The following is a 13867-nucleotide window of genomic DNA, read 5'->3' as shown; positions in this document are numbered from 1 at the left end:
CGCCAATGCCGTAATCAGGTCGGGACAGCCTTGGAAAGGCGCTGCCGCCTCTTGACTCTCAACACGGTAGATCCCGGCTCGGGGCCGGGACGACACCGAGGGTTTTGAAGCGAATTGCTACATCCTCAGCAACGCCTGCCGGTCGATCTTGCCGGTGCCGGTCTTCGGCAGTTCATCGATGAATCGCACCTCGCGCGGATATTTGTAGGGCAGCAGTTTCGCCTTGACGAAATCCTGCAGCTTCCTTGTCGCGTTATCGGCGTCGAAGCCGCCCTGGTTCATCACCACCACGGCCTTCAATGTCATGCGCCGGTCCGGCAGCTCGGCGGCGAAGACGGCGCATTCCCGGACATCAGGATGTTCGGCAAGGCACAGCTCGACTTCGAGCGGATAGACCCATTGGCCGGAAATTTTGATGAGATCGTCGGCGCGGCCGCGGAAAAAATGAAAACCGTCGGCATCGCGGACGAAGCGGTCGCCGGTGTAGATCCAGCCGCCTTCGCGGATCGTCTCCGCTGATTTGTCCGGCCGGTTCCAGTACAGCGGCGTGTTGGAATCGCCGCGCACCCACATGATCCCTTCCTCGTCGTCACCGACGTCGCGGCCGTCCTTGTCCCGAAGCGCGATTTCATAACCGGGGACACGCAGCCCCGCCGCGCCGAGCTTCTTGTGATCGGGCCGGTTGGAAAGGTAGATGTGCAGTGCCTCGGTCGAACCCAGGCCCTCGATGATCTCAAGGCCGGTCAGCGCCTTCCAGCCGTTGAACACTTCACCCGACAGCACCTCGGCGGCGGAGAGCGCCATCCGCAACGCCGAAAAGTCCGCGGCCGCTGCGCCGTCGGCCTTGGTCAGCGAGGTGTAGAGCGTCGGCAATCCGAAGAACACGCTCGGACGATAACGCCCGATTGCCTCGAAGATCGCGGCGGGCTTCGGCTGGCCGGGCAGCAACAGCGTGGCGGCGCCGACAGAGAACGGGAAGGTGATGGAATTGCCGAAGCCATAGGCGAAGAAAATCTTCGGTACCGAGAAGCAGATGTCGTCGGGCGCGAGCTTGAGCACGTTGCGCGCGAAGGCGGCTTCGCTATAGGCCATGTCGTGCTGCAGATGCACGATGCCCTTGGGGCGTCCGGTCGAGCCCGACGAGTACATCCAGAACGCCATCTCGTTACGGTGCGTATCGGCTTCCGCGAGTTCGGTGGGGAAGGCCTTCAGCCAGGTATCGGCGGCAAGCGTCTTCGCCACGGCGTGTTCGCCGGCGGTGCCGTTGACCACGACCAGCGTGTGCAGCGGCGTGTCCTTGCAGGCAACAGCGTCGAATCGGGAAGTGAACTCGGCATCGCTGACCGCGACGGCGGCGCCGGCATCCGAGAGATAAAACTGCAGCAGGTCCGGCGGCGTCAGGGTGTTGATCAACAGCGGCACGAAGCCAGAGCGTACCGCGCCGAAGAAGGCGGCCGGGTAAGCCGGCGTATCGTCGAGGAACATCAGGATGCGGTCGCCGCGCTTCAGCCCGAGCGACTGGAAGCCGTGGCCCCATTGCGAGGCCTCGCGGCACAGTTCGGCATAGCTGCGCGTGCCGGCAGGCCCGGTCAGGGCCAGGCGTTCGCCGCGGCCGTGCACGAGATTGTCGAACAGGATGCGGCTGGCGTTGTAACGCTCCGGGATCGCGAAACCGATTTCGCGCGCGCCGGGATTTTCCAGAGGTACCTGATCGTCGATCATCATGACCGGCTCCCGCTGTTCTTTGCTGCCTCATAACGCGCCATGAAGGCCGGCGACATCGCGCGCAGGCGCGCATCGTCGATCCGCCCGGAGCGAGTGATGTAGCTGTAGGCAAAATCCATCAGATCGAGCTTCATGTGTTCGGGAAAATGTTCGTACCAGTCGGCGCTGGTGCGCGCCGCCGTCACCAGTTTCTTCACGATTGGCTTGCGTTCGCTCTGGTAGCGGGCAAGGCCCGCCGGAATGTCCGCTTCCACCTCCAGCGCCTTGGTCAGCGCGATGGCATCCTCGATCGCCAGCCTTGTTCCCGAGCCGATCGAGAAGTGCGCGGAGTGCAGGGCATCGCCGATCAACACCATGTTGCCGTGCGACCAGTTCTCGTTCCAGATCCAGGGGAAGTTGCGCCATACCGATTTGTTCGACACCAGCGAATGGCCGTCGAGCGTATCGGCAAATATTTCCTCACAGATCGCCTGCGATTGTTCGACGGTCTTGTGCTCGAAACCGTAGGCCTGCCAGGTCGCCGCGTCGCATTCGACCAGGAAGGTGCTCATGGCAGGCGCATAGCGGTAGTGATGCGCGTTGAACGATCCGAGATCAGTCTTCACGAAGGTCTGAGACAGCGTCGCAAAGCGTTTGCTGGTGCCGTACCAGGCGAATTTGTTGGTCGAATGCGAGACCGAGGCGCCGAATTCCTTTTCGAAGCTGCGGCGCACCAGCGAGTTCAATCCGTCGGCGGCGACGATCAGGTCATAACCTTTGAGTTCATCCAGCGACTGGATGATGGTGTCGTATCGCGGCGTGATGCCGGCGGCGCGCACGCGCTGCTGCAAAATGGTCAGCAATTCGAGCCGGCCGATCGAGGAAAAGCCGACGCCATCGATCTCGACGCTCTCGCCGCGCAAATTGAGCGTGATGTTCTTCCAGCTTTCCATCCGCGGCGTGATCGCATCGACCGTCTCGGGGTCGTCGGCGCGCAAGAATTCCAGCGCCTGTTCGGAGAACACGACGCCAAAACCCCAGGTCGCGCCTTCGGGGTTCTGCTCGAACAGGTCGATCTCTGCGTCCGGATGACGCCGCTTCCAGAGATAGGCGAAGTAGAGACCGCCGGGGCCTCCGCCGATGACGGCGATACGCACGGTACCCCTCCCTAATTGACAGTATACTTACTAGTTGGGCCACCCTAAACCGGACCGGAGAATGGCGCTACCAAAAATTTTGCCGGAATTGGTCCGGGTCAACCCTGTCCGTGGGGCCGCTCGGAACTAGTTCTGCTTCGCCGGCCCCTCCGCCAGCATTTGCCGGCGGCGATAGATCGAATCTTCCAGCCGATGCGCCGTTGAAACCAGCGTCGAAATATCCTGCGCGTTCTCGCTTCTGATCGCGCTCGCCATCTCGGCATCGAGTGCCTGGTCGACCTGGTTTTCGATCTCGGTCAATTCGGCCTCGCTCTTCACTTCCCGGATCCGCCGCGGCAAGGCGAACAGGCTGCGCAACGTCGTCTCGGCCGGTTCCTGCCGACCGCCCAGGAACCGCCATGCGGTTGCGAAGATCGAGGCCAGTGCGCCCAGCACCATCGGCGTCAGGTAAATCCAGTTGCCGTACTTATCCATGAAGCTTTGCTGGGTCCCGTTATAGTAGGCTGCGGCCCCCGGATGGACCGGGATATAGGCGCCGGGATCGGTATCGGGTGCCGTCAGCCCGGCCAGCAGCGGCTGGTCGCGCACGAGATCGTTGCGGGCGGTAACCAGCGCCTGGGTCAGGGTTGTGATCGTGTCCGGGTCGATCTTCTTGTTGGCTACGAGATAAGTCCCGACGCGCAGCGTGGTCAGATCGGCATCCGGCACCGGCGGGCTGCCGCGCAGCGTGCCTTGCGGAATATCGAAGCTTTCATAGGCGCCTTCGACATCGGCGATCGCGCCGGCGGATTCAACCGGGATCAAGGCGGGGAAGGAATTATGCCCGCCCCGGAAGAAGCGCCTCACCAGGGAGATATACTTTTCGCTGAGCGGGACGACCAGCAGGAACGCGCTCGCCTCTTTCGACTGGATCGCGCGCGGCGTGTCCGCCGGCGCCATGTTCTTGAAGATCACCTTGTCGCCGAGGTCATACTCCTTTTTCAGGGCCTCGACGATCTTCTGGTTGATCTCGCCACCGACGACGCCGACCGTGTGGCCCTTCATCTTCTCGATGCTGGTCACCTGCGATCCCGGCAGGGCCAGGATCATCAGGACCGATTTGGTGACCAGCGCCACGCTCCGCGCCAGCGAGAGATCGCCGACATCGGCGCGCACGATGGCAAGGTCGGTCTTTCCCTCGGCAAAGATCTTTGCGGAATCCAGCACGTTGTCGGTCGGAACGATCTTGAAACGGACCGCGGATTTAGTGGCTTCCAGCCGGGCGGCGATGACGGACGCGACCTTGGCTGCTTCGCCGTCGAACGAGCCCACCGCGACGCTCAACACCGTCGGCCTGTCGTAAAAGCGATAGGCGATGAGGCCGGCACCGAGGACGATGCCGGCAACGCCCGCCAGCAGGAGCACCCGGGCCCAGACGGGCAATGCGATTGAATAATTCTTCATCCCGGATTCATGGCCATCGATAGCTTCGAGGCCGTCGATGCTGGCACATCAATCGCGATCCGGCAAAACAGGAATCGGCAAAAACCGGCCGCAGCGCCGCCGATGATGGCAGGCAGCGGCCGGCAGGTGCAGATGTCTTCGGTTTTGAGCCGGATCAGCTTCGATCAGGTGCAGCGGCGAACCTTCACGCCGTTCACGATCACGGTGCGGCACACGACCGCCGGCTTTGGCTTTTTGACGACGACCGCGCCTCGAGGTCCCGCGCAGCCGGCGCGAACGACGCCGTCTGCGCAGACAGCCGCGTTGGCATCGGTCGACTCGAAGGTCATGGCGGTACCAATGGCGAGCAGGGCGGCGGCAATGAACAGAAATGAACGCATGTTTCTCCCCGGACGTATCTTGGTTGGTGTTCAGGTTTCTTCTGGAAGGTGCTGCGGATGCCTCTCAGAGCGCGCCCTATTTCTTCTCCGCCGCCTGCAATACTTTGTTGCAAGCAGGTGTGAGCTTGTCGCTCTCCTTGGCGAGGCAGGCGATGATCCGCCCGCCGCCCGGCGTGACGCTTTTGCAATACTTCTCGTAATCGCCCATGCAGGCGTCGCGCTGTGCGGCAGTCATCTCCTGCGCGAACGCTTGCGATGCACACAACAGGGTGGCTGCAGTCAGGATGGCTCGTAGCATCTGTTTTCCTCCTCGTCTTGGTTGATGATTGTGGTTCTCAAAACGTCGGGCAGGCCCGCTCGCTTACCTCTCGATCTCGCCGCATTGAAGCTCCCTTTTCTGTTGCGAGATCAGGAGAACCCATGGCGGGGATCAGAGCCGGATGGCTTTCATTCCGTGCCGATCATGTCGAGCCGGCTTCCAAGGAAATATTTCTGCACGTCGAAAAAATGATCATCGGGACGTTGATCGTATCGGCAGGGCAAAGGTCAACTGGCACGTCGCGTATCAGATCGCGATGACGATTTGTTATGTCGCCCTGTCGGTACGGTTGGTTCAATTGATCCTGGCGTTTCGCGGCGAGTAGACGGCCGCAACCCTGCATGGAATGGCGCGATGTGTATCATTTGGGCGTGAAGTTGTCATCCGGAGGGCGTTGCCGCAGGCTAATTCCAAGGCAGGCGATGACAAAATAAGGAGCAACACGGGGCATTGCCTGATCGTTGAGCATCGGGCAGGGTCCCGCACTGCAAGGGGGATCCGAAGACATCGGCCGAACTGACCGGCGATGTCGCGATGCAACAGGGGACATAGGATGTTGTCTAGGAAATCGATGCTTGCCGCGGCTTTCGTGCTCGCCACCGCCGCGCTGACCACGCCGGTCCACGCCGACGCGCTGGACTCGATCATGGCGGCCAAGGTCATCAAGGTTGCAGTGCCGCAGGATTTTGCGCCGTTCGGCTCCGCCGGGCTCGATCTCAAGCCGCAGGGCTACGACATCGACATGGCCAATCTGATCGGCAAGGCTCTCGGGGTAAAGGTCGAGATCATTGCCGTCACCAGCGCCAACCGGATTCCCTATCTGCAGACCAAGAAAGCCGACATCGTCATTTCCAGCCTCGGCAAGAATGCCGAGCGCGAGAAGGTGATCGACTTTTCCATCGCCTATGCGCCGTTCTTCTCCGGCGTGTTCGGCACCAAGGAAATCAAGCTAGCATCGGCCGACGAGCTCAAGGGCAAGACGATCGGCGCCACCCGCGGCGCCATCGAGGAGCAGGAACTGACCAAGCTCGCGCCGGCTGACACCACCATCAAGCGTTTCGAGGATAACAACGCCACCATTGCCGCCTTCGTATCCGGACAGGTCGACCTGATCGCAACCGGCAATACGGTCGCCGCCGCCATCGCCGAGAAGGTCCCGGCCCGGGCGCCCGCGCTCAAATTCGTGATCAAGGACAGCCCGTGCTTCATCGGGCTCAACAAGGAAGAGCCGAAGCTGCTGGCCAAGCTCAACGAGATCATCGCGCAGGCCAAGACGTCCGGCGACATCGCCAAACTGTCCGAGAAGTGGCTGAAGGCACCCTTGCCGCCGGGCTTTTGACCTGGTCGCGGGGGCCAGCCCGTCATGAACTACAAGCTCCAATTCGGTGAATTGCTGCCCCACTGGGATGTGCTGCTGTGGGGGCTGCTGTTCACCGTCGTACTGACGGTCGTATCGACCGTCGCCGGTATCGCCGTCGGCACTGCCGGCGCATCGGCGCGCACCTTCGGGCCGAAATGGCTCGGCAGCCTGGTTGCCGGCTATGTCGAGGTGATCCGCAACACGCCGTTCATCGTGCAGCTGTTCTTTATCTTCTTCGGCCTGCCGGCCGCCGGGCTGAAGCTCAGCGAGTCGACCGCGGCATTCCTCGCCATGACCATCAATCTCGGTGCCTATTCGACCGAGATCATCCGCGCCGGCATCGAGGCGGTGCCGAAAGGCCATATCGAGGCCGGTATCAGCCTTGCCATGACCAAATGGGAAGTGCTGCGCCACATCGTCCTCAAGCAGGCGTTCGAGAAGATCTATCCGGCGCTGTCGTCGCAGATCATCATCGTCATGCTGGGCTCGGCGGTGGTGTCGCAGATCTCGGCGCAGGACCTGACCTACGCCGCCAACCTGATCGCCTCGCGCAATTTCCGCAACTTCGAGGTCTATCTGGTGGTGGCTTTGGCCTATCTCTTGCTCGCCATGCTGACGCGTTCGCTGCTGCGCGGCCTCGGCCGCATCCTGTTCAAGGCGAAGTGAGCCATGTTGCAGTTCAGCCTCTGGGACATCCTGTCGAACCTCTTGATCGCCACGCAGTGGACCATCGTGCTGTCGTTGATCGCCTTTGTCTGCGGCGGCATTGTCGGGCTGATCCTGCTGTTCATGCGGACCTCCAGGATCCCGGCGCTGGAATGGTCCACCAAGATCTACATCGAGCTGTTCCAGGGTACGCCGCTCCTGATGCAGCTGTTTCTGTTCTTCTTCGGCATCGCGCTGTTCGGCGTCGAGGTGAGCCCGTGGATGGCCGCGACCCTGGCGCTGACGTTCTGGACCAGCGCCTTTCTCGCCGAGATCTGGCGTGGCTGCGTCGAGTCGATCCCGAAGGGCCAGTGGGAAGCCTCCTCCAGCCTCGCCATGAGCTACATCGAGCAGATGCGCTACGTCATCCTGCCGCAGGCCTCGCGGATCGCGGTTGCGCCGACCGTCGGCTTCTCGGTGCAGGTGGTCAAAGGCACCGCGCTGGCTTCGATCATCGGCTTCGTCGAGCTGACCAAGGCCGGCACCATGCTCAACAACGCGACCTTCCGCCCCTTCGTGGTCTATTCGCTGGTCGCGCTGATCTATTTCTGCCTGTGTTTCCCGCTGTCCTGGTGGGCGAAAAAAATCGAGAGCCGCCTCAATGTCGCTCGTTAGCATTCGTGACGTCAGAAAGAGTTTTGGTCCGAACGAGGTGCTGAAGGGCGTCTCGCTCGAGGTCGCCAAGGGCGATGTGGTCGCCATCATCGGCCGCTCCGGATCGGGCAAGAGCACGCTGCTCCGCTGCATCAACGGCCTGGAGACCTATCAGTCCGGCGCGATCATCGCCGACAGCATCGAGGTCGGCGGCTCCACCACCAATCTGCGCGAGCTGCGCCGCCATGTCGGCATGGTGTTCCAGCAGTTCAATCTGTTTCCGCATTTGACCGCCGCCGAGAACGTGATGCTGGCGCCGACCGTCGTCAACAAGGTGTCGGCCAAGGAGGCGCGCGCCACCGCGGCCGAGGTGCTGGCGAAGGTCGGGCTGTCCGAGAAGATGGACGCCTATCCGAACCAGCTTTCCGGCGGCCAGCAGCAGCGCGTCGCGATCGCGCGTTCGCTGGCGATGCGGCCGAAAGTGTTGCTGTGCGACGAAATCACCTCGGCGCTCGACCCGGAACTGGTCAACGAGGTGCTGCGCGTGGTCGAGCAACTGGCGCGCGAAGGCATGACGCTGATTCTGGTCACGCACGAAATGCGTTTCGCCCGCGACGTCGGCACCAAGCTCGTCTTCATGCACCACGGCAGGGTGCATGAAGAGGGCGTTCCGAAAGAGGTGTTTGCCGCGCCCCGGACGCCGGAATTGCAGCAGTTCGTCGGTACCGTCGCGCACGCATAGTCCGACCACGCCGTTTCACGGCGTGATCGGGTCGCACGGGTTTACTAGCGCGCCGCGAACTGGCTCAGCACGTCCCTGCAGGCCGGTGACAGTGAAGCCGCGTTGGTAGCGAGGCACTGCACGATACGGCCGCCGCCCGGCGCCACGCCGCCGCAAAGGGTCTGGCGATCGGCACCGCAGGCGGACCGCAGCACCATCAGTTCTTCAGCCGGGCGCATCGGCCGCAGCACGATCACGGCAGGTGCAGCAGCGGTGCCTGCCGCTGCCGGAGCCGCCGCCGCCGCGGGAGCTGCGCCCGCCGCCGGTGCGGCACCGCCGCCGACGGCCGCCGTGACCGCCTTCTCGCAAGCCGGCGAAAGTTTTGCCTTGTTCTTGTCCAGGCATTGCAGCGCCGGGGCGCCGCCGGTCGGCACGCCCGCGCAGACTTTTGGATAGTCGGAGCGGCAGGCGCTGCGGACCGCTGAGACCTGCGCGCTGGACGGCTGCCCCGCCGCTGCGGCTGCGGGCTTGGCGTCAGCCTTGGAATCTGTCTTGGGCGCCGCGGTCGTGGTGGCAGGCTTTGCGCCGGCCGCGGCCGGAGCGGATTCGGGCTTGGCCGCGGGCGCGGCAGCCGCCGGCGCTTGCACGGCGCGTACCGCGCTTTGACAGCTCGATGACAGGCTCGACATATTCTTCTGCAGGCATTGCAGCGAAGCTTCGCCGCCCGGCGGAATGCTGGAGCAATGTGCGATATAATCCGAGCGGCATTGGGTCTTGATCGCGTCGCGCTGCGCCTGGCTCGGCGCCTGCGCAAATGCCGGTGCTGCGGTTGCGAATATCACTGCCGTCATCAACGCCCCGAGCGTTGCCGCACGTGTCAACGTGTTGATCATTTGAATAAATCCTTTTTGTCGTCGCTGGAGCCGCCGCTTCAACAGAAGTGAAATCATGAACGAGAAAGCGAAGAAAATTTCGCGCGCGCATCATTTTCGGTTTCCGGTTCCCCTGCAAGTGGATTGTTGCTATTTTTATGGGATGGTCGAACGCCATAATTTGAATAGAACGCGCTTTGCAAGAACAAACGTATTGAGGCACGTAACATGAAGTCCAAGCGTTCGCTGGCATGCAGCAGACCACATGACACTTTCAGACAGAGAGGCGCCATTGCGTGTCGCGCGGTCTTCGCCATTGCCGCATTCGGCGTCTTAAGTGCCTGCGAACAAAATACTTTTGTGCCGCCGCCGCCGCCGAAAGTTGAGGTCGCCGTGCCGGTGCAGCGCAGCATCACGCGCTATCTGGAGGCGACCGGCAATACCGCGCCGATCAAGAACGTCGATCTGGTCGCGCGCGTGCAGGGCTTCCTGCAATCGATCAACTACAAGGACGGCACCTTCGTTAAGGAAGGCACCACGCTGTTCACGATCGAGCCGGAAACCTACAAGCTGAAGCTCGATCAAGCGCAGGCCGCCCAAACCGGCATGGAGGCCTCGATGAAGCAGGCCGAAGCCGATTTCAAGCGGCAGTCGGAGCTGGTGCAAAGACAGGCGGTCTCGCAGGCCACGCTCGATACTTCGACGGCGGCGCGCGAGAACGCGCAGGCAAACCTGCAGCAGGCCCAGGTCAACACCAAGATTGCGGCCGTCAACTACGGCTATACCAATGTCACGGCGCCGTTCGACGGCATCGTCAGCGCGCATCTGGTCTCGGTCGGCGAACTGGTCGGCGTTTCGTCGCCGACGCAGCTTGCCAACATCGTGGCGCTCGACCCGATCTATGTGAATTTCAACGTCAACGAACAGGATGTGCTGCGGATCCGGGAAGAAGCGCGACGGCGGGGAGTAACCATCGAGGAAATCCGCCAGTTGCCGGTCGAGGTCGGATTGCAGACCGAGACCGGCTTTCCGCACAAGGGCAAGCTCGACTACGTCTCGCCGACCCTCAATCAATCGACCGGCACGCTCGCGGTGCGCGGCGTGTTGCCCAATCCCGATCGGGCGTTGCTGCCGGGATTCTTCGTCCGGGTCCGCGTGCCCTTTGACGAGCAGTCGAATGCGTTGCTGGTGCCGGATGTGGCACTCGGCAGCGACCAGGCCGGCCGCTACGTGCTGGTCGTCAACGGCGAGAACGTGGTCGAACAGCGCAAGGTACAAACCGGGCCGCTCGAGGGCGCGTTGCGCGTCATCGAAAGCGGTTTGAAGGGCGATGATCGCGTCGTCACCGCCGGGCTGCTGCGTGCGATCCCCGGTCAGAAGGTCGACCCGCAGGTCAAGAAAATCGAAGCGTCGCCGGCACCCACCAAATAAGGACCGGCCATGATTTCGAAATTTTTCATCGAGCGGCCCGTCCTTTCCAACGTCATCGCGATCCTGATGATCCTGATCGGCGGGGTGTGCCTGTTCCGCCTCGCGGTGGCGCAATACCCCGACGTGGTGCCGCCGACCGTGCAGGTGACGACGCGCTATCCCGGCGCCAGCGCCAAGACCGTGATCGATACCGTGGCGCTGCCGATCGAGCAGCAGGTCAACGGCGTCGAGGACATGCTGTACATGCAGTCCTATAGCGGCGCCGACGGCACCTATTCGCTGACGGTGACGTTCAAGATCGGCACCGACCTCAACTTCGCGCAGGTGCTGGTGCAGAACCGGGTGTCGAGCGCGCTGGCGCAGCTGCCGCAGTCGGTGCAGAATCAGGGCGTCACCGTGCAGAAGAAGTCGACGGCGGTCCTGCTGTTCGTGACGCTGACGTCGCCGAATGCGACCTATGACAGCCTGTTCCTGAGCAATTACGCCACCATCAACATCAGGGACGAACTGTCGCGCCTGCCCGGCGTCGGCAACGTCACGGTGTTCGGCGCCGGCCAGTATTCGATGCGGGTCTGGCTCGATCCGAACAAGCTGCAGGTGCGCAACCTGATGCCGCAGGATGTCGTCACGTCAATCCAGCAGCAGAGCCAGCAGGTCACGGCAGGGCAGGTCGGCGCCCCGCCGGCGCCTTCGGGTCAGGCGTTCCAGTACACGCTGAACGTCAGCGGACGGCTCAGCGACAAGAGCGAGTTCGAGGACATCATCGTCAAGACCGGCAGCAATGGCGATGTCACCCGCGTCCGCGACGTCGGCTGGGTCGAGCTCGGCGCCCAGACCTACAGCCAGGCGTTCTCGCTCAACAACAAGCCCGCGACCGGCATCGGCGTGTTCCAGTCGCCCGGCGCCAACGCGCTCGAGGTCGAGAAGGCCGTCAGGGAAAAGATGACGGTGCTCGCCAAGGCGTTTCCGCAGGACGTGAAATACGACACGCCGTTCGACACCACGAAATTCGTCTCCGAATCGATCAAGGAGGTCTACAAGACGCTGATCGAGGCCGGCTTCCTCGTCCTGATCGTGATCCTGATCTTCCTGCAGGATTGGCGGGCGATGCTGGTGCCGGCGACGACCGTGCCGGTGACGATCATCGGCGCCTTTGCCGCGATGGCGGCGCTCGGCTTCACCGTCAATATCTCGACCTTGTTCGCGATCGTGCTTGCGATCGGCATCGTGGTCGACGACGCCATCGTCGTGGTCGAGGGCGCGGCGCATAATATCGAGAAGGGCATGTCCGGCCATGACGCTGCGATATCGGCGATGGACGCGCTGTTCGCGCCGATCGTCGGCATCACGCTGGTGCTGATTTCGGTGTTCCTGCCGTCGGCCTTCCTGCCGGGATTGACGGGACGGATGTATTCGCAATTCGCGCTGGTGATCGCGGCGACCGCGCTGCTCAGCGCCATCAATGCCGCGACGCTGAAGCCGACGCAATGCGCGCTTTGGCTGCGCCGGCCGGCGCCGCCGGAACAGCGCAATTTCTTCTACCGCGGCTTCAACGCGGTCTATGACCGGGTCGAACGCGCCTATGCCCGGCTGATCGGCCGCCTGGTCGCGCACAGCAATATCTCGGTGATCGCAGCCCTCATCCTGATCTGCGGCGCCGGTTACGGCCTGTCGCGGGTGCCGACCGGGTTCATTCCGATCGAGGACCAGGGCTATCTCCTGGTCGCCGTGCAACTGCCCGACGGCGCCTCGCTCGATCGCACCGAGCAAGTGCTCACCCGGGTCAGCGACATCGCCAGCAAGCATCCCGGCGTCGATCAGGTCATCAGCATTTCCGGCATCTCGGCGCTGGATAGTTCTTCCAGCCTGGCAAATGCCGGCGTCGCCTATCTGATCCTCAAGGAGTGGAGCGCACGCGGCGAGGGCGAGGACCTGCGGTCGCTGTTCGTCGGCCTGAACGAGAAGATGTCTGTCATCGAGGAGGCGCGCATCCTGGTGGTTCCGCCGCCGCCGATCCAGGGCATCGGCAACGCCGCCGGTTTTGCGATGCAGGTTCAGCTGCGCGACGGCAATGCGGACTACGGCAAGCTGCAGGCGATTGCCGGCGCCATCGTCTCCAATGCGCAGACGCAGAGCGCACTGCAGCGCGTCAGCTCGTCGTTCCGCTCGATGGTGCCGCAGTTCGACGTCGAGGTCGACCGGGTCAAGACCCAGACCCTGCATGTCACGACCGACCAGATCTTCTCGACGCTGTCGTCCTACATGGGCTCGACCTACGTCAACCAGTTCAACAAGTTCGGTCGCACCTTCCAGGTCTATGCCCAGGCGGATGCGCAATATCGCCTGACCCTGCGCGACATGGCGAACATGATGGTGCGCAACAGCAATGGCGACATGATCCCGCTCGGCACGGTCGCCAAGATCACGCCGTCGGTCGGCCCCTCGCTGATCAGCCTGTACAATCTCTATCCATCGGCGAGCATCATCGGCCTGCCGGCCACGGGCTACAGCTCGGGTCAGTCGATGAAACTGATGGAGGAGATTGCCGGCCAAACCCTGCCGCCGGGGACCGGCTTTGAATGGACGGCGATGTCGTACCAGGAGAAGGTCGTCGGCGGGCAAATCTACTGGGCGTTCGGGCTTGCGCTGTTGCTGGTCTATCTCGTGCTGGCGGGACAATATGAAAGCTGGTTTGCGCCGATCTCGGTGATATTAGCGGTGCCGTTGTCGCTGCTCGGTCCGATGATCGTGCTGACGGGGCTGCGGATCGAGAACAACCTGTATACCCAGATCGGCATCATCCTGCTGATCGCGCTGTCGGCCAAGAACGCCATTCTGATCGTCGAGGTTGCGCTCGAACTGCATGTGCGCGACCGCAAGCCGTTGCTGGAATCCGCCGTTGAGGCGGCGCGCGCCCGGTTCCGGCCGATCCTGATGACGTCGTTTGCCTTCATCCTCGGCGTGGTGCCGCTGGTGCTGGCGACCGGCGCCGGCGCCAACGCCCGCAAATCGATCGGCATCACCGTGTTCTCGGGCATGCTGGCCTCGACCTGCCTCGCGGTGTTGTTCGTGCCGACGTTCTTTGTCGTGGTGCAGCGGTTCGAGAACTGGCTCAGCGAGCGGAAGCGAAAGGCGGGCGCGCAGGTGGCGCCGCAGACGCCGGGTGCTGCGCATTAGACTC

At 62.8% G+C, this 13867-nt stretch carries 13 protein-coding genes; 6 read left to right on the top strand and 7 right to left on the bottom strand.

The annotated features are described in order from the left end of the window. Window positions 1-117 precede the first annotated feature (117 nt). The 5 genes from JQ575_RS31865 to JQ575_RS31845 all read right to left on the bottom strand — a co-directional run bounded on the left by JQ575_RS31865 (window position 118) and on the right by JQ575_RS31845 (window position 4982). Entirely contained in the window at window positions 118-1725 is a 1608-nt protein-coding gene (locus JQ575_RS31865) for a benzoate-CoA ligase family protein (RefSeq protein WP_212037139.1), read from the bottom strand. Beyond that, window positions 1722-2861, bottom strand: a complete 1140-nt coding sequence (locus JQ575_RS31860) for an FAD-dependent monooxygenase (RefSeq protein ID WP_212037138.1) — start codon at window positions 2859-2861, stop codon at window positions 1722-1724. Before JQ575_RS31860 ends, JQ575_RS31865 begins: the two co-directional genes overlap by 4 nt. Window positions 2862-2987: 126 nt before the next feature. Beyond that, window positions 2988-4304: a TAXI family TRAP transporter solute-binding subunit gene (locus JQ575_RS31855; RefSeq protein ID WP_212037137.1), complete on the bottom strand. Its 1317-nt coding sequence runs from the start codon at window positions 4302-4304 to the stop codon at window positions 2988-2990. 164 nt (window positions 4305-4468) lie between these two features. Beyond that, a complete protein-coding gene (locus tag JQ575_RS31850) occupies window positions 4469-4684 on the bottom strand; it encodes a hypothetical protein (RefSeq protein ID WP_212037136.1) in 216 nt (71 codons plus the stop codon). 76 nt (window positions 4685-4760) lie between these two features. After that, window positions 4761-4982 (bottom strand): cysteine rich repeat-containing protein, encoded by a 222-nt coding sequence (locus tag JQ575_RS31845; protein WP_212037135.1) that lies wholly within the window; start codon window positions 4980-4982, stop codon window positions 4761-4763. 574 nt (window positions 4983-5556) lie between these two features. Between JQ575_RS31845 and JQ575_RS31840 the strand changes: the two genes are divergently transcribed. From JQ575_RS31840 to JQ575_RS31825, 4 genes are read left to right on the top strand one after another with little or no spacing between them, the layout of a single operon-like run. Continuing rightward, the gene (locus JQ575_RS31840; RefSeq protein WP_212037134.1) at window positions 5557-6342 is read left to right on the top strand and encodes a transporter substrate-binding domain-containing protein; all 786 of its coding nucleotides are present in this window, start codon (window positions 5557-5559) and stop codon (window positions 6340-6342) included. A gap of 24 nt (window positions 6343-6366) precedes the next feature. Continuing rightward, window positions 6367-7029 carry an amino acid ABC transporter permease gene (locus JQ575_RS31835; RefSeq protein WP_212037133.1) on the top strand — a complete coding sequence of 221 codons (663 nt, stop codon included), beginning with the start codon at window positions 6367-6369 and terminating at the stop codon, window positions 7027-7029. 3 nt (window positions 7030-7032) lie between these two features. Then, entirely contained in the window at window positions 7033-7683 is a 651-nt protein-coding gene (locus tag JQ575_RS31830; RefSeq protein WP_212037132.1) for an amino acid ABC transporter permease, read from the top strand. Next, window positions 7670-8404, top strand: coding sequence for an amino acid ABC transporter ATP-binding protein (locus tag JQ575_RS31825; RefSeq protein WP_192739275.1), 735 nt, complete (start codon window positions 7670-7672; stop codon window positions 8402-8404). Before JQ575_RS31830 ends, JQ575_RS31825 begins: the two co-directional genes overlap by 14 nt. A gap of 44 nt (window positions 8405-8448) precedes the next feature. On the opposite strand, the gene JQ575_RS31820 is transcribed toward JQ575_RS31825, so the two are convergent. Continuing rightward, entirely contained in the window at window positions 8449-9276 is an 828-nt protein-coding gene (locus tag JQ575_RS31820; protein ID WP_212037131.1) for a cysteine rich repeat-containing protein, read from the bottom strand. Window positions 9277-9329: 53 nt separating this feature from the next. Next, entirely contained in the window at window positions 9330-9668 is a 339-nt protein-coding gene (locus JQ575_RS46225; protein ID WP_312016059.1) for a hypothetical protein, read from the bottom strand. Here JQ575_RS46225 and JQ575_RS31815 point away from each other — a divergent pair. Next, window positions 9571-10686, top strand: coding sequence for an efflux RND transporter periplasmic adaptor subunit (locus tag JQ575_RS31815; protein WP_312016058.1), 1116 nt, complete (start codon window positions 9571-9573; stop codon window positions 10684-10686). The two genes, JQ575_RS46225 and JQ575_RS31815, sit on opposite strands and share 98 nt — an antisense overlap. A gap of 9 nt (window positions 10687-10695) precedes the next feature. Continuing rightward, entirely contained in the window at window positions 10696-13863 is a 3168-nt protein-coding gene (locus tag JQ575_RS31810; RefSeq protein ID WP_212037129.1) for an efflux RND transporter permease subunit, read from the top strand. Window positions 13864-13867: the final 4 nt, after the last annotated feature.

The sequence above is a fragment of the Bradyrhizobium sp. JYMT SZCCT0428 genome, from assembly GCF_018131075.1.
Classification (GTDB): Bacteria; Pseudomonadota; Alphaproteobacteria; order Rhizobiales; family Xanthobacteraceae; genus Bradyrhizobium.
The sequence above is the reverse complement of the archived record's forward strand: the minus strand, read 5'-3'. Positions and strand labels throughout refer to the sequence as shown.